At 60.6% G+C, this 15,927-nt stretch carries 12 protein-coding genes; 2 read left to right on the forward strand and 10 right to left on the reverse strand.

The features are described from left to right. Positions 1-16: 16 nt before the first annotated feature. Positions 17-820: a SirB1 family protein gene (locus AB4P91_RS00630; protein WP_042557715.1), complete on the forward strand. Its 804-nt coding sequence runs from the start codon at positions 17-19 to the stop codon at positions 818-820. A 50-nt stretch (positions 821-870) separates the two neighbouring features. Here the strand turns inward: AB4P91_RS00630 and AB4P91_RS00635 are convergent, their stop codons facing one another. From AB4P91_RS00635 to hmgA, 4 genes are all read right to left on the reverse strand, one after another. Further along, entirely contained in the window at positions 871-2,241 is a 1,371-nt protein-coding gene (locus tag AB4P91_RS00635; protein WP_395604102.1) for an MFS transporter, read from the reverse strand. Between the two features lie 156 nt (positions 2,242-2,397). Beyond that, positions 2,398-3,033 carry a maleylacetoacetate isomerase gene (gene maiA / locus AB4P91_RS00640; protein WP_395604103.1) on the reverse strand — a complete coding sequence of 212 codons (636 nt, stop codon included), beginning with the start codon at positions 3,031-3,033 and terminating at the stop codon, positions 2,398-2,400. Positions 3,034-3,045: 12 nt separating this feature from the next. Then, positions 3,046-4,350, reverse strand: coding sequence for a fumarylacetoacetase (fahA, locus tag AB4P91_RS00645; protein ID WP_395604104.1), 1,305 nt, complete (start codon positions 4,348-4,350; stop codon positions 3,046-3,048). A 3-nt stretch (positions 4,351-4,353) separates the two neighbouring features. Next, the gene (hmgA, locus tag AB4P91_RS00650) at positions 4,354-5,658 is read right to left on the reverse strand and encodes a homogentisate 1,2-dioxygenase (protein ID WP_395604105.1); all 1,305 of its coding nucleotides are present in this window, start codon (positions 5,656-5,658) and stop codon (positions 4,354-4,356) included. A gap of 164 nt (positions 5,659-5,822) precedes the next feature. On the opposite strand from hmgA, the gene AB4P91_RS00655 reads away from it, so the two are divergent. Continuing rightward, a complete protein-coding gene (locus tag AB4P91_RS00655; RefSeq protein ID WP_150595007.1) occupies positions 5,823-6,602 on the forward strand; it encodes an IclR family transcriptional regulator in 780 nt (259 codons plus the stop codon). A 104-nt stretch (positions 6,603-6,706) separates the two neighbouring features. On the opposite strand, the gene AB4P91_RS00660 is transcribed toward AB4P91_RS00655, so the two are convergent. The 6 genes from AB4P91_RS00660 to AB4P91_RS00685 all read right to left on the reverse strand — a co-directional run bounded on the left by AB4P91_RS00660 (position 6,707) and on the right by AB4P91_RS00685 (position 15,852). Then, entirely contained in the window at positions 6,707-9,262 is a 2,556-nt protein-coding gene (locus tag AB4P91_RS00660) for a LuxR C-terminal-related transcriptional regulator (RefSeq protein WP_395604106.1), read from the reverse strand. A 139-nt stretch (positions 9,263-9,401) separates the two neighbouring features. Next, entirely contained in the window at positions 9,402-10,769 is a 1,368-nt protein-coding gene (locus tag AB4P91_RS00665) for a DUF1329 domain-containing protein (RefSeq protein WP_150595009.1), read from the reverse strand. Positions 10,770-10,792: 23 nt separating this feature from the next. Further along, positions 10,793-12,586 (reverse strand): DUF1302 domain-containing protein, encoded by a 1,794-nt coding sequence (locus tag AB4P91_RS00670; protein ID WP_395604107.1) that lies wholly within the window; start codon positions 12,584-12,586, stop codon positions 10,793-10,795. A gap of 527 nt (positions 12,587-13,113) precedes the next feature. Next, positions 13,114-14,025, reverse strand: coding sequence for an SDR family oxidoreductase (locus AB4P91_RS00675; RefSeq protein ID WP_115147443.1), 912 nt, complete (start codon positions 14,023-14,025; stop codon positions 13,114-13,116). 142 nt (positions 14,026-14,167) lie between these two features. After that, the gene (locus tag AB4P91_RS00680) at positions 14,168-15,070 is read right to left on the reverse strand and encodes an alpha/beta fold hydrolase (protein ID WP_395604108.1); all 903 of its coding nucleotides are present in this window, start codon (positions 15,068-15,070) and stop codon (positions 14,168-14,170) included. Further along, positions 15,070-15,852: a class II aldolase/adducin family protein gene (locus AB4P91_RS00685; protein ID WP_150595012.1), complete on the reverse strand. Its 783-nt coding sequence runs from the start codon at positions 15,850-15,852 to the stop codon at positions 15,070-15,072. Before AB4P91_RS00685 ends, AB4P91_RS00680 begins: the two co-directional genes overlap by 1 nt. Positions 15,853-15,927: the final 75 nt, after the last annotated feature.

Raw genomic sequence — 15,927 nt, forward strand, 5'->3', positions numbered from 1 at the left:
TTCCACGGAGATTTCGATGAGTCCGCGCCAACGCTTTTTCGAGTGCCTGCACCGTTCACCGCCCGCGCTGTTCGAAGCCGCGCTATGGATGGCCGCCGAGCACGAAAAAGCAGTCGATCCCGAGGCGCTGCTTGTGGAGTTCAAGGATCTGCAACAGCGTGTCAGCTACGGTTTGCCGATGTTGCCAGTCAGCGAATTGGCGCAGCCGTTATTGCGGCGCATGAATGATCTGGGCTTTGCCATGGATGATTTCACCCCGCTCCGTCCGCAAGCGGCTTTAATACATAAAGTCTTGCAGACCCGTCGCGGGCAGCCGCTGGCGTTGGCATTGATTGCACTGGAACTGGCGCGTGGTCTGGAGATTCCCCTGGTCGGGGTCAACTTCCCCGGGCACTTCCTGTTGCGCGTGCCCGGTGCCGATCATCTGCTCGATCCGTGCGGCGGTCGGCGCTTGTACCCCAACGACTGTCGTGAGCTGTTGCAGCGCCAATACGGGCCCAACATGAAACTCAATGCCGAGCACCTGTTGACTGCCACGCCGGTGCAGATGCTGCAGCGCCTGTCGCGCAATTTGCGCCAGCTTCACCTGACTCAGGATGACTTCATCGCCGCGCTGATTGACGCCGAACGCGTGCTTGAACTGGGCGATGCCGGCGCCGCCGATTATCTGGCCCGGGCCAGCCTGTATCAGCGGCTCGACTGCCCGAACGCCGAGCGGTTTGATCTGGAACACGCGCTGTTGCTCAGCGATGACCCGATCCAACGGCTGCGCCTGACCGAACGACTTGGGCATCTGCCGCCGAATTCAGTCGTCCATTAAGCTCCTGTGGGAGCGAGTTTGCTCGCGAATCAGGCGCCTCGGTCTATCAGTTAGACCGCGTTATCGTTCTTCGCGAGCAAGCTCGCTCCCACAGGGGATGATGTTGATTCAGCGGGCGAACGCACCTGGATGATCAGCAGTGCGGCGATGACGGCCGGAATCGCGCAGAAGAAGAAAATCTGCTGAACCGGAATGTGCATCGCCAGCAACAGGCTGCCGAATAATGGCCCGAGAATCGAACCAAATCGTCCCACACCCAATGCCCAACCGGTGCCGGTGGCGCGCACATGCGCCGGGTAGAAGTTACTGGCGAAAGCGTTCAGCGTCAGTTGCCCGCCAATGATGCAGAACCCGGCGGCAAACACACAGGCCACCAGATAACGCGGATTGTCGTGGTTAAGCCCCAGCACAATCGTGCACAGCGCAGCGCCTGCGAGCACGCCGGACAACAGTCGCACCTTGCGTTTCAAACGGTCGGCGAACCAGGCCATGCAAATCGCACCCAGGGTGCCGGCGAACAGGAACATCGACGTCACCAGATTGGCCTGGTTAAGTTTCAGGCCACTTTCCAGCAGCAGCGACGGCAACCAACTGATCATGAAGTACAGCAAGATCAGGCTGACGAAGAACGTCGCCCAAATCAGTAAGGTTGGCCGTGCATAACCATTGCGGAACAGTTCGACCACAGTCAGTTTACTGCCCTGCTCGCGTTCATTCTGTTCGACCGAGGCCAGCGGAGGTTGCCAGTCCGGCAACATTCGCCCAGTAACTTTGCGCAGGCGCACATAAGGCGGCTGATCCCGCAGCAGGCGCGGCAAGGATTCGGGCAGCACCCACCAGAGAAACGGGAACAGCAGCAGCGGTGTCACGCCGCCGGCGAGGAACACGGCCTGCCAACCGAACTGATCGATGAAACCGGCGGCAACAAAACCACCCGCCGCGCCACCAAACGAGAAGCCACAAGCTGCCAGCGTGACCATCAAGGTACGCAAGCGTGGTGGCGAATAATCCGACATCAGCGCCATCGCGCTAGGCATTGCACCGCCCATGCCGATGCCGCAGATAAAGCGCGCGACCATCAGGGAGTTCAGTGAGTCGGCGAACACCATCAGCAGCGTCAAACTGGCGTAGATCAGCACGCAGGCAAGCAGAATTCGCCGCACACCAAAACGGTCGGCCAGCGGTGTCACTGCGAGGGAGCCAATGGTGAGGCCTAGCAGGTTGGCACTGAATACAGGTCCGAAGGCGGATTTTTCCAGACCCCAATCCTGCGCCAGCGCCGGCACCACGTAGCCGAGCACCTGGGCGTCATAACCATCGGTGACCAGCAACAAGGCGAGCAGTATCAAGAGCAACCACTGATAGCGGGACACAGGACGGGCGTCGAGTGCCGCCCGGAAGCTGGCAATCTGGTTGTGCATCGCGAGGTACCTTTTTGTTTTTATGGTTTGGTGGTGGTGCAACACAAACCCTGTGGGAGCGGGCTTGCCCGCGATGACGGCAGCCCATCCGACATAAACGTGCCTGCCAAATCGCTATCGCGGGCAAGCCCGCTCCCACAGGTTTTTTGGTAAGGCTTACGGTGTATCTGGCTGGTTGGACGGGTGAGCCTGGATGAACGCTGGATGTTCGGCCGCCAATGCCGAAACACGGCAAATCCGCGGATAAGCCTCAAGCGAAACATTGAAGCGGTCGGCCGCGTACAACTGCGGAATCAGGTACACGTCCGCCACGCACGGCCACTCACCGAAACAGAATCCGCTATCGCCAATCAACTGTTCCACCGTCATCAGCCCCTGGCTGATCCAATGACTGATCCACTCCATGACCTGCGGTTCGTCATGCCCCGACTGCCGCAGTCGATTGAGCACGCTGACGTTGTGCAGCGGATGCACATCGCAACCGATCACCGCCGCCACGCCGCGTACATGGGCCCGGGCAGCGAGGTCTTCGGGGAGTAGCGGCACCTGTGGATAACGTTCCTCCAGGTACTCGATGATCGCCGGTGACTGAATCAGCAGCTCGCCGTCATCGGTGCGCAAGGCCGGCACGCGGCCCTGTGGATTGATCGCCAGATACGCCGGCTGCCGATGTTCGCCACCGGGCGCCGCGATCAAGTTGACCGGCAACGCTTGATAGTCGAGCCCCTTAAGCGCCAGTGCGATCCGCACCCGATACGACGAGGTCGAGCGGTAATAGGTGTAGAGATCCATGAGCCGCTCCTGTCAGCGCGCCGCCAGCACTTTGCCGCGGCATTCGCCAAAGCCGATCGAGGCGAAACCGTCACGGGCACAACGCGCGCGCAGAATGATTTCGTCGCCATCTTCAAGAAATTTGCGCACTTCGCCGGACGCCAGTTCGATCGGCTTTTTACCACCCTCGGTGATTTCCAGCAGGCTGCCGAACTGACCGTTCTCAGGACCGGACAGCGTGCCCGAACCGAACAGGTCACCGGCCTGCAACTGGCAACCGTTGACGCTGTGATGCGCGACCATTTGCGCGACGGTCCAGTACATGTAGCGGGTGTTGCTCAGGGTCAGGCGATGCGCCGGCAGATTCTGCTCGCGCATGGTTTCGGTGAGCAGCAGCACTTCCAGTTCGATGTCGAATGCACCGCCGTCCTGATCGCGCTTGTCGAACAGATAAGGCAGTGGCTGCGGATCGCCTTGCGGACGTGCCGGTTGTGCGGTGCGGAACGGCTCCAGCGCTTCGGCAGTGACGACCCACGGCGAGACGCTGGTGATGAAACTCTTGGACAAGAACGGCCCCAGCGGCTGGTATTCCCAGGCCTGGATGTCGCGAGCCGACCAGTCGTTGAGCAGGCAGAAACCGGCGATGTGTTCGGCGGCATCACCGATGGCGATCGAGTCGCCCATCTCGTTGCCCTGACCGATCCAGATGCCCAGTTCCAGCTCATAGTCCAGACGCGCGCATGGGCCAAAAGTCGGCTCGGTAGCACCGGCCGGCAGGGTCTGGCCTTTAGGACGACGGACGTCGGTGCCGGACGCACGCACGGTGGACGCACGACCGTGATAGCCGATCGGCACGTGCTTGTAGTTTGGCAGCAGCGGGTTGTCCGGACGGAACAGTTTGCCGACGTTCTGCGCGTGCTCAATGCCGACGTAGAAGTCGGTGTAATCGCTGATGCGCGCCGGCAGACGCATCTGGCAATCGGCGGCCAATGGCAGCAGCTTCGCACCTTGAGCTTCGATATCGCCGCGCTGGGTGCTGGTTTCGCTGAACAGTTCCAGCAGACGTTCACGCAGGGCAACCCGCGCCTCACGACCGAGGTCGAAGAAGGCATTCAACTGGCCGCCACGGGTGGCTTCCACAGCGCTGCGAGCGGCGCCATCGAACAGACCGGCTTCAAGGGCAACTTGCAGATCGAAGATGTGGTCCCCAATGGCCACACCGCTGCGCGGTTCTGAACCGTTGATGCTGAACACACCCAGTGGCAGGTTCTGCAGCGGGAAATCAGTGTGGCCGTTGGCCGACGCAACCCAGCTGCGGGTGATGGAATTCTGAGTCATGGGTTATCTCCGGGTCGGGTCGAACGTGGCGGGCAATGTGGCCCAGCAAGTGTCGTAATGGGGTTGCAGTTGTGGGCAGTCGAGGGCGAAACGGCTTGGGCGCAGCACTTGGCTGGTCTCGAACATGAAGGCCATGGTGTTGTCGATTTTCGCGGGTGCAAGCTCGGCGTTGATCGCTTTGGTGCAGGTCTCGCCGTCCGGGCCGTGAGCACTCATGCAGCTGTGCAGCGAGGCGCCGCCGGGCACAAAGCCTTCGGCCTTGGCGTCGTATTCGCCCTGGATCAGGCCCATGAATTCGTTCATCAGATTGCGGTGGAACCACGGTGGACGGAAGGTGTTCTCGGCCACCATCCAGCGTGGCGGGAAAATCACGAAGTCGAGGTTGGCCAGGCCATGCACGCTGGTCGGCGAGGTCAACACGGTGAAGATCGACGGGTCGGGGTGATCAAAACTGACCGTACCGATGGTGTTGAATCGGCGCAGATCATATTTATACGGCACGTTATTACCGTGCCAGGCCACTACGTTCAGCGGCGAATGATTAAGCTCGGTGGCCCACAACTGGCCGAGGAATTTCTGCACCAGCGTGGTGGGTTGTTGCAGGTTTTCGTAAGCGGCGACCGGGGTCAGGAAGTCGCGCGGATTGGCCAGACCGTTGCTGCCGATCGGCCCCAGGTCTGGCAGGCGCAGCGGCGCGCCATGGTTCTCGGCAACATAGCCGCGCGCTTGCGGATCGAGCAGTTCGATGCGGAATTTCAGGCCCCGTGGCAGCACGGCAATTTCCAGCGGCGAGACGTCCAGCACGCCCAACTCGGTGGCAATGCGCAGACGCCCCAGTTGCGGCACCAGCAGCAGTTCGCCGTCAGCATTGAAAAACACCCGCTCCATCGAGCGGTTGGCCGCGTAGTTATAGATGCTGATGCCCGAAGGTTTCTCGGCGCCGGAATTGGCCGCCATGCTCACCAGTCCATCGATGAAATCGGTCGGTTCGGCCGGCATGTCCAGCGGATTCCAGCGCAGGCGATTGGGGGTTACTTCACCCAAAGGCCCACCGGCCAGTTGCCGCTCCAGTTTGACGAACGCCGGGTGATTGGCCGACGGCTGAATCCGGTACATCCAGGTGCGCCGCGCTTCGCTGCGGGTCATGGTGAACGCAGTGCCGGAGAACAATTCGGTGTACAGGCCGTAGGGGGCTTTTTGCGGGGAGTTCTGGCCGACGGGCAGCGCGCCGGGCAACGCTTCAGTGCTGAATTCGTTGCCGAAACCGGACTGATAAGCCAGCGTCGACGCGGTTGAATCGAGGTTCATGGAGCCTCCTGAACAGGGAGTCGGCAGTGGCCCATCGCTCTGGCTCAGAGGTTTCGGCACGCCGGGGTTGTTATTATCGTAATTCGATTACGCATAACGTAATTTGCTCGCTATCCAGCGTCAAGCTATAAAGACGCCCATTCGTATTGGAACCCGGCCGCACCATGGAAAAAACCAGCGACAGTAACGGCAAACAGAAAGTCCGCTCCGCCGAGGTCGGCACCGACATCCTCAAGGCTTTGGCCGAGTTGTCGCCGTCCACCTCGCTGTCGCGCCTGGCCGAACACGTGCAGATGCCGGCGAGCAAGGTTCACCGGTACTTGCAGGCGTTGATTGCCAGCGGCTTCGCCGAACAAAACCCGGCGACCAACCACTACGGTCTGGGCCGCGAAGCCCTGCGCGTGGGCCTGGCGGCACTCAACAGTATGGACGTGCTGAAAGTCGCCGCCCTGCCCCTGTCGGACCTGCGCGACGAACTCAACGAAACCTGTTTCCTCGCGGTGTGGGGCAATCAGGGAGCAACCGTGGTGCACATCGAACCGGCGGTGCGTGCAGTGACGGTGGTCACGCAATTGGGTTCGGTGTTGCCATTGCTCAGTTCCTCGACAGGACTGGTGTTCAGCGCTTACCTGCCGCCTCGGGAAACCGACGAATTGCGCGAGCGGGAAATCGCCGTCGCCGAGCATCCGTTGAAGGACGAAACCGCCTACGCGACATTGTGCGAACAGATCCGCGCGCGCGGCCTGCATCATGTCCACGGCTTGCTGATGCCGGGTGTGGATGCCTTGTCGGCACCGGTGTTCAATGCCGTCGGACAAGTGGCGGCGGTGCTGACCATCGTCGGCCCGACCTCGTTGTTCCATGCCGACGAAAACGGCCCGGCGGCGCAGCGGTTGTTGGCTGCGACGCGGGCCGTGAGCTGGCGGATGGGATTCGACGCCTAGGCGCCTGCGTCGATCCGCCGGTCAGCGACTATGTGAAGGGTTACAGCAACACCGTTTTGCTGTCGCCCGCCGCGTCCTCTTGCAGAGCCTCTTCGCTCACCTTGCTACAGCTCAAGCCCCAGCAACTTGGCACTGGCTACAGCCTGGGTTCTTCGCTCGACGCCCAGTTTTCCGTGTATCCGCCTGGCGTGAGTCTTAACCGTGTGCAGAGAAATAAACAGCTCATCCGCAATCTGTTGATTGGAATGGCCCTTGGCAATCAAGCGCAAAACCTCCAGTTCACGATGACTGAGCAAACCACTGCCGCTCGCCACTTCAACAGAGGCCGACTCCGAAACCGTATTTGCCAGTATTTGCGACAGCCCCGGGTGGCGCAGTTGCAGCTCACGCAACGCCTGATGCAGCCCATATTGACGGCCCAGCGCCAGACCCTGCTCTAAGCAGGCGCGCGCCGAAGCCTGATCCCCCTGGGCAAAGGCAACTTCGGCCATCGCCAGATGCAAGTCGGTTTCCAGAATGAGCATCCTGCAGCGCTGCGCCGTTTCGAGCAGATGCTGTAACCGGCCCATCGGGTCGCGCGCCGAGCCTGAACCTACTTCGGCAAGGATCAACAAGTACTCGACGCGGGGTATCAACTCGAGTGTCGCCGGCGGCGCCTGCAAGGCGTCCGCTCCTTGATAGTGCCGTAACAGGCGTGTCATTGCCTCGCACGCCAGCTCATAACGGCCCTGCTGCAGCCAGAAAAGACTGCTGACTTGCAACACCACGCCGCGATAAACCGTGTCCGGAATCTGCCGTTGCTGCATCTTTCGCTCCGCATCACGCAGCCACACGAACGCTTTCTCATAATCCGCCTGATTGGCAGCCAGTTGCGCCAGCCCCAGATAGCCGTAGAGGGCACGCTTGTCATGGTTGCGCCCGCAACCGTCCAGACCGGACTGAAAAAAATCCGCCGCCAGGACATCCTGGCCCTGACTCAGCGCAAGACGCCCACGACGCAGTGCAATCCGTCCCAACAGCGGGGTCAGGCGGTTCGGTTGCCGGACGAGTAAATCATGCACCCCCGCCAAAAGACTTTCAGCCCGAGCTGCCGCGCCGCGCTGTTCGAGCAGTTGCCCGTGATCAAGCTCCAGCAGTGCTTCGAACACCAGCGAACCATGCGCCCGTGCCAGACACAGTGCCTGGCGATTACGGGCGTGGGCAACGTCCAGCTCGCCACGTAACAAAGCCTGCTGGGTCAACCCTGACAAACACATCACCCGAGCGATCCAGTTATCAAAATCGAGTGCCTCCAACGCTTGCGAAAAGTATTCGTGAGCCCCCTCCATCCGCCCTTCCAGATGCAGCAACCACCCCTTCAACGTTTGCCAACGCGCAATCAACTGCCGCTCATGAGCTGGCGAAGGCTGCGGCATGAACCGCCCTAAATGCTCGATGCATTGCGCCGCCTGTTCAAAACGACCGGCGAAGAGCAATGCAGCGGTAATCAGACCAACCAGTTGTGGCGTGCTCAGGGTCAGCTCTTCAGCCTGATGCTCATGCAATTGCAGTAACAGGACCACGGTTTGCTCTTCAAACAAATGCTCGAAGCTGAAGTGCTGCAACAGGCTGACGGCGATTTCATGTTCTTCGGCGAGCAAGGCTTGCTCGAAGGCTGAACGCCAATCCTGCCGCCAGGAAAACCACTGACACGCCCGCCGATGCCAGGAACGACCTGCGGGCCATTGTTCATCACGCATCACCCGCGACAACGGTGGAAAAACCTGCAGCCAGTCGGCCGAGTCGTGCCACGGCTCGATAAAGCAGCCCAGTGTTTGCAACGTGCGCAGGCACTGTGCGCCCTCCCCGGCACCGAACAGATGCTCACACAGCTCGGCATTGAAGCGCGGCAGATGCGCGAGCACGCGCCAGTTCTCGGCCAGCTCCGGCGTGAGGCTATTGAAGAGTTCGTGTTGCAGATAATCCAGCAGCGTATCGACCCGTTGCTGCGGCTGATTACTTTGCGACCAGTCACACTTTTGCAGCAGCGCCATGCGCACCCCGGCGCACCAACCGCCGGTACGCTGGACGATGCGTGCAGCCACACTGCCAGCCTGCTCGGGCGACAGATGTCGCAGCGCCTGGGCGATTTCGTCCGGGGTCAGGGCCAGCGTCGGGGATTCACATTCGTACAGTTCGTCGTCGAGCAACAGCCGCGGCCAGTTGCATTGCGGCCGTCGGCGGGTGCCGATCCACCAGGTGAGCGCCGGACTACTGACCGTCAGCAAACGGTCGAGCAACGCATCCAGCGCTGGATCCGGCAGCCGACAGTAGTCATCGATAAACAGCCAGGTCGGCAACGTCCAGCGACTGAGCGCACCCACCAGACCGGACTCCGTTGTTTCTGCCAGTCCCAACGCCTGGGCCAACCGCAGACAGAACTCGTCGACACTCATCGCGGCACCCGCCAACGGCAGCCAGCAGACTTCGCAGCGTGGCGGCGCCTGAAGCAGGCACTCGGCGAGCAACGCGCTCTTGCCGCTGCCGGCGGGTGCACAAATGAGCCTGACCCGTGCCACCGACTGCAGCAACGGCTCGCTCAGTCGCGTGCGTGGCTGGTGATGGGAGGACAGTCTGGGGAGAAAACCGGGGCGATCCAGACAAGCAGTCATGGCGGTCATCGGATGAGCCTTTTTATAGTTGTGAGCTCACCCTAGCCCTCTCCCGGCAGCTTGTTGACAAATATTCAGCACGCTGATTGGCGGCCATAAAAAAGGCGACCATGCGGTCGCCTTTTGTTCATCCGACGTATCAGAACCGTTACCGCACACCCTCTGTACGCAGGGCCGATGGCGTGTAGTCGGCAGCCTTGGCTTCGAAGCCGAATTCGTAGCCGTGCTTCTCTTCGTTCTTCATCCCCAGCGCGATGTAGCGGCCGGCAATAATGTCGTAGAGCGCTTCGAGGGTGTAGGCCTGAGTCTGGTGATCGTAGTAGTACTCAGCGTGACCTTCGGCGACGCGCCACAGTTGCCCGCGACCGTCGTAGTGATCGGCGAGCGCCACTTGCCAGCTGTCCTCGTCGATGTACATGTGGCGCTTGGCGTAGATGTGCCGCTCGTTCGCCTTGACCGTGCCGATCACCTCCCACACGCGGTGCAATTCGTAACGCGTCAGGTCCTGATTGATGTGCCCGGCCTTGACGATGTCGTCGTATTTGAGCTTCGGCGAGTCGAGCTTGTAGCTGTTGTACGGAATGTACATTTCCTTTTTACCGACCAGTTTCCAGTCGTAACGATCCGGCGCACCGGAGAACATGTCGAAGTTGTCCGAAGTGCGCAGGCCATCGGCGGCGGTGCCCGGGCCGTCGTAGGCGACTTGCGGCGCGCGACGGACGCGACGCTGACCGGCGTTGTAGATCCACGCCAGGCGCGGTTCCTTCACCTGATCAAGGGTTTCGTGCACCAGCAGCACGTTGCCGGCCAGCCGCGCCGGTGCCGTCACCGATTGCTTGAAGAAGGTCAGCACGTTGGCGGCTTTATCCGGATCGATATCCTTCATCAGTTGCGGCACGGCGATCTCTTCTTCGAAGCGGATCGGCGTGTAGCTGCCGTTGGTTTGTGGTGTCACCTGGGTGATGATCCGCCTCACGTTGCCGCCGTGATAACGGGTGATGTGGTTCCACAAGACTTCCACGCCATTCTTCGGAATCGGGAAGGCGTAGTAACGATTGCCGGTGAAGTTGGCCAGGCCGTTACCGTCGTTGATGGTGGTGACGTTAAGGGCGCTGCGCTTGGCCGATTCGTAGATTTGCGGTGGTGCGGCGACGGTACGATGGGTCGGATAGACCGGGATCTTGTAGGTCTGCGGATAGCGTTTGAACATCGCCACCTGACCTTCGGAGAGTTTGCTTTTGTACTGATCGACGTTGGCGGCGGTGATGGTGAACAGCGGTTTTTCATTGGCGAACGGGTCAGCGAGAAAACCTTTGCTGTCCACCGCTCCGGCGTTTTTCGCGAGGCCGCCCGTCCATGCCGGGATCGAGCCGTCGGCGTTGCCGGCCTTCTCGGCGCCGAGCGGGGTCAGGCTGGTGCCGAGTGTGTTCGCTTCATCCGGCGACACCGCCGCCATCACGTTGGCCGCCAGCAGACTCAGGGCCAGCACACCGCATTGCAGAATCATTTTGCGCATTGCTTTCATCCTTCTCGGGCAGATCAGAAGTTCACGCCGAAGCTCAGAGCGACGAAGTCACGGTCTTCGAGGACGTTGTAGTCGCCACCGAAAAAGTCGGTGTAACTGAGGCTCGCGGTGTAGGTGTTGCGGTAGTCGGCATCGACGCCGACGCTGATCGCTTTGGCGCCTTCGTTGAACAGGCCGTTGGGACCGTAACCGGCGACGTCGTGCGACCACGACAGGTTGGGTTTGAGGTTGATCCCGCCGATCACGTTGGCGTAATCGAGGATGGCGCGGGCGCGGTAGCCCCATGAGGTTGAGGTGACGAAGCCTTCAGTGTCGCCACCGAAACCGTACTGGCCGTACACAGAATCGCGGCCATAACGCAGGTTGCTGCGCGACTCCAGGCCACCAACCCGCACAACCGCAGCCTCACCCACGACAGTCAGGCGTTCAGCGCCCAGAACCTGATCGAAGAAGTGCGTCAGGGTGCTCTGGATCTGCGTGACCTCTTTACGTCGATAGCCCTTGTTGTCAGCGCCAGGCGATGTCGACAACGGCGATGCGGTTCCGCCGGCAACCGGGTTGAGCAATGCCAGCGTCAGGTCATTGGTGCTGACTTGCACCGGCGCGTTCGGCCGGTAGCTGATTTCGCCGGTCCATGCGGTGCCGGTGGGCAGCGTGGTAGAGAAACTGGCGCCGTACAAGCGAATGTCTTCCGGGTATTCGAGGTAATAGCCACCGCGCCCGAGCATCACACTTTGCGCCAGGCCCGAACCGCTGCCGGGTGCCAACTGGTTGGCGATGCCGACCATGCCCGGCAATGCCGCCAGAGTCGAAAGCCCTGCCGTGGTGGTGCCGACTGTTGGCGTGCGGCTGTGGTAGTTCATGAAATAGAGGCCGTACTCGGTGTCGTCGCCGAGCCAGCGCAACGCCGTGCCCCACTGCCCGGAATCCCGCGCATCACGGTCGCCGCCACGCGGTATGACCACGCCTTCGCGGGTGACCTGAATGCCCTGGCCAAACGCGGTGGTCAACGGCACCAGCGGCGCAATGGCCGGGTTGCCGACGGTGTAGCCGCTGGTGCAGCCGTCCGCCACCACGTCGACGCCGAAGAACGTGCCGCAGTTGTCGACAACGGTCTGGTCCCACTCCAGTTGATAGAAGCCTTCGATGGTCAACTGGTCGGTCAGGCCCTGGGACCCGAACAACATGTTCACCGGAATCAAGCCTTCCTTGATCTCCGCACCGGGGCGGCGGAATGCCGACACGTCGATCGGGTTGATGCTGTTGATCGAGTTGCCGATGAACGTACTTTCGCCCCAACTGACCACTTGTTTACCGGCGCGCACGGTGCCCGGCAGATCGCCGATGGAATAGTTGTGATAGACGAACGCATCGAGAATCTGCGCACCCGATGATTTGGCGCCTTCCTTGCGGCCACTGTCGCTGATCTGCTTGAACTCGCGGTCTTCGTCCTTGAGCTCGAAGTCGTACCAATATTTGCCACGCACGAACACGCCGGTATCGCCGTACTTGAGTTCGAGGTCGTGAATGCCTTTGACGATTTTCGAGAAGGTCTCGCCCTTCTTGAAGTTCAAACGCCCGTCATCACCGGTCGAGGATTGCCCGGACCCACCGTTGACCGTACCGACCAGCGACTTGTCGGCATCGCGCATGCCCCAACTCGCACCGACCGACAACGACGAGTCAAACGTGCCTTCGATTTCTCCGATATTAAAAGCAACCGCGTGCGCCTGGGCACAGCAACCCAGAGCCACCGCGGCTGCAAGCGCCTGCGGTGTGAAGATGGCGCGCATTGTTTTTGTTGTCATGCGTCTTCCCCGGTGAGTGACAGAAGGCCCCACCCTACTGCCGTGTGACCGGGTCGATAAGCGCACCAAGGAGGTATTCGCGCTGTCGCTCGAAAGGATGAATGCCCATGCAGTACGCGGCTTTGCATCGACCATGGATCGGCTGGATAGAGGATCATCAGTGCCGCGCATGGTGCACATCAGCCGCTGCAGACTGTTGCATGCCCCGTAACAGTGCATGTCTGGAATCGGTATTTTTCCTACAGGGCTGAAACCGTATTCTGAGCGGGCTTCCACGGCATTCGCCGAAAAGCAGGCAGCCTTGGCTACTGAGCAAATCAGGCCACTGCTGACAGATTTCAGATGAATCGATGAGTCGGTTTATCGCCCCGGTGTTCACTGACGTTGATTTGTAGCTCCTTGATCCAACGTCTTACCTTGGCCGCTGCGTTTGCAGCGGCCTTTTTTATGGGCGATCGATTTTCAGGCAGAGGAGGCAATGCGGGGGAGACAGGACTCGAGCAAGCCCTGTCAAACAGCCATCGCGATCAGAGCGAATACTTCTGCAAATTCGCCATCATTTCCTTCAGCGCTTCAATATTGTCCTTCGGATGCGCCGCCCCTTCGAAATCACAAATCTGCTGCCAGTGCGCCGCTACATCCTCGGGCGAGAAGCCCACTCGCGGATCGAACCCGGCGCCCAGGCTGCGCTCCCAACGCACCTTGCCCATCCAGCCACCGCCGACTTCGAACAACCCGGAAGTCTCCTGGCACTGCTCACTGGCCAGGTACACCACCAACGGGCTGACCAGTTCCGGTTTCAGTTGCTCGAACACTTGCGGCGGAATCAGTCCTTCGGTCATGCGCGTGCCGCCGGTTGGCGCGATGGCGTTCACGAGGATGTTGTTCTTGCGGCCCTCGATGGCCAAAGTGCGGGTCAGCCCGTATAGACCGAGCTTGGCCATGCCGTAGTTGGACTGGCCGAAGTTGCCGTAGATGCCCGAGGTCGAGGCGGTGAAGATCACTCGACCGTAGTTTTGCTCGCGCAGGTGCGGCCATGCGGCGCGGGTGACTTTGTAGGCGCCTTCGACGTGGACGCGGTAGACCAGATCCCAATCGGCGTCGTCCATTTTGTGGAAGGTCTTGTCGCGCAGGATCCCGGCGTTGTTGACCACGACGTCGACGCGACCGAAAACATCCAGCGCGTTCTGCACCAGTTTGTCGCCATCGGTAACCGAGTCGTGGTTGGCTTCGGCGATGCCGCCGGCTTCACGGATTTCCGCGACCACGCGATCAGCCGCAGAAGCGTTGGCGCCTTCGCCCTGAGTCGAGCCGCCGAGGTCGTTGACCAGCACCTTGGCGCCCTGTTTGGCGAACAGCAAAGCGTGCGCCCGTCCGAGGCCGCCGCCGGCTCCGGTGACAATCACGACTTTATCTTCGAAACGCACAGACTCATTCATCGCGGCAACTCCAGCAGGCCAAGGACAGTACCCCCGAGTGTCAGGCACCGGGCTTTCGGTCACAACGAACACGGCTGGGGCTGAATGGTGCGCGATAAGGCTGGGGGATGATGTGCAGCGCAATTAAAGACCAAAAGATCTGTCAGGAACACGCCACTTTGCGCGGTGGCAGCGCAAAACGCTCACGAAACGCCAGGTAGTGCTTGAGCACCTGCACCGGCGCTTCGATCTGCGGATAGTGGCCAATATTCGGCAACAGCACGGTGTCGGCATCCGGAACCAACTCCCGGTAGCGCTCGACCATGTGCGCGCCCGAGATCGGATCGACTTCACCATCGATCACCCGCATCGGCACTTCGCCGCGCTGCATCGCCGCCACCCAACGATCACGCTGCACCCGGCGTTCGGGGATGTAGTTAATCAGCTTGTGCATGATGCGCGGGCCGTGATGGCTGTCGACCAGGCTCCAGAAGTCGTCCAGCTCGCTCTCGGTCGGCCCGGTCTGCGGACCGAAAATCTGGCGAAAGCTTTTCACCAGTGCATCGCGGGTAAAGGCACGGCCGATCATCCAGCCTAGTGGGCTGAGCAATAGCTTTTGCATCAATACCGGACGATGGGTTTCCGGGAACAGACCGCCGTTGAGGAACACGCAACTGGAGACCTCGATCTTGTCTTCGTAGTGCCGGGCAAGCAGCTCCTGCGCGACGCTGTCGCCATAATCGTGAGCGAGGATGTGAACAGGCTGTTCGACCTGCAAATGCGCGAGCAAAGCCTGTTGCAGATCGGCCTGCTCAAGCAGGCTGTAGCGGTGATTGGCCGGTTTGGCCGAATCGCCGAAACCCAGCATGTCGCACGCGATCATTCGATAACGCTGGGCCAGTGGTTGCCATAGGTAATGCCAATCCCAACTGGCGGTCGGGAAACCATGGATCAGCAGCAGCGGCTCACCCTGCCCCGTCGTCCAGTAACGGATTGTCTGCCCTCGAAAGACAAACGTCTGGCTGCGTTTACGCCAGACACTCAGAGGAATCTCGGCAAGAGGCATTAGAGTTTATACCCGGGGTCTTGTTTATCGAGTTTGCGCAGCAGCGCCGGCCAAGCCAGCGCGCCACCCATGCCTTGAGCACTTTTGGTCACGCCGGCGATCATCGCCTTGGCGCCTGCCAGAATCTGCGGTTCGATGGCGATCAGTTCAGCGCCGCCGGTCTGGGCCATCACCTGAATGTCGCAGGCGCGCTGGAAGGTGAACATCATCAGAAAGGTATCGGCGATGGTGCCACCACAGGTCAGCAGACCGTGGTTGTGCAGCATGAGGAAATTGTTCTCGCCGAGGTCGGCCTGCAAACGCGCCTTTTCTTCATGGTTCAGCGCCACGCCCTCATAGCCGTGATACGCCAGGCTCGACAGCACGAACAGCGACTGCTGGCTGATCGGCAACACGCCTTGCCTTTGTGCCGACACCGCCACGCCCGAAGCAGTGTGCGTATGCAGCACGCAAACCACATCGTGCCGCACTTCATGCACGGCGCTGTGGATGGTGTAGCCGGCCGGGTTGATTTCGTAGGGGCTGTCCATGAGTTTGTTGCCGGCCTGATCGACTTTCACCAGGCTCGACGCGGTGATTTCGTGGAACATCAGGCCGAACGGATTGATCAGAAAATCTTCGGTACCCGGCACCTTGGCGGAAATGTGCGTGAAGATCAGATCGTCCCAGCCATGCGACGCGACCAGACGATAGCAAGCGGCGAGATCGACGCGGGTCTGCCATTCGGCGGCGCTGACCTGCTCTTTGACATTAAGGGACGACTGGACGGGGGCTACGCTCACTGTGTGCACCTCTGCGTTCTTATTGTTCTGCTCGTGTCAGCAGTCTAGTCGGCGCAGTCGATCGCGTAGTTGCAT

The organism is Pseudomonas sp. B21128 (genome assembly GCF_044218865.1).
In the GTDB taxonomy this organism is placed as follows: domain Bacteria; phylum Pseudomonadota; class Gammaproteobacteria; order Pseudomonadales; family Pseudomonadaceae; genus Aquipseudomonas; species Aquipseudomonas iridis.

Coding starts and splice junctions, on each gene's coding strand:
- AB4P91_RS00630 (WP_042557715.1), top strand. CDS start 17: ATGAGTCCGCGCCAACGCTTTTTCGAGTGCCTGCACCGTTCACCGCCC.
- AB4P91_RS00635 (WP_395604102.1), bottom strand. CDS start 2,241: ATGCACAACCAGATTGCCAGCTTCCGGGCGGCACTCGACGCCCGTCCT.
- maiA (WP_395604103.1), bottom strand. CDS start 3,033: ATGGATCTCTACACCTATTACCGCTCGACCTCGTCGTATCGGGTGCGG.
- fahA (WP_395604104.1), bottom strand. CDS start 4,350: ATGACTCAGAATTCCATCACCCGCAGCTGGGTTGCGTCGGCCAACGGC.
- hmgA (WP_395604105.1), bottom strand. CDS start 5,658: ATGAACCTCGATTCAACCGCGTCGACGCTGGCTTATCAGTCCGGTTTC.
- AB4P91_RS00655 (WP_150595007.1), top strand. CDS start 5,823: ATGGAAAAAACCAGCGACAGTAACGGCAAACAGAAAGTCCGCTCCGCC.
- AB4P91_RS00660 (WP_395604106.1), bottom strand. CDS start 9,262: ATGACCGCCATGACTGCTTGTCTGGATCGCCCCGGTTTTCTCCCCAGA.
- AB4P91_RS00665 (WP_150595009.1), bottom strand. CDS start 10,769: ATGCGCAAAATGATTCTGCAATGCGGTGTGCTGGCCCTGAGTCTGCTG.
- AB4P91_RS00670 (WP_395604107.1), bottom strand. CDS start 12,586: ATGACAACAAAAACAATGCGCGCCATCTTCACACCGCAGGCGCTTGCA.
- AB4P91_RS00675 (WP_115147443.1), bottom strand. CDS start 14,025: ATGAATGAGTCTGTGCGTTTCGAAGATAAAGTCGTGATTGTCACCGGA.
- AB4P91_RS00680 (WP_395604108.1), bottom strand. CDS start 15,070: ATGCCTCTTGCCGAGATTCCTCTGAGTGTCTGGCGTAAACGCAGCCAG.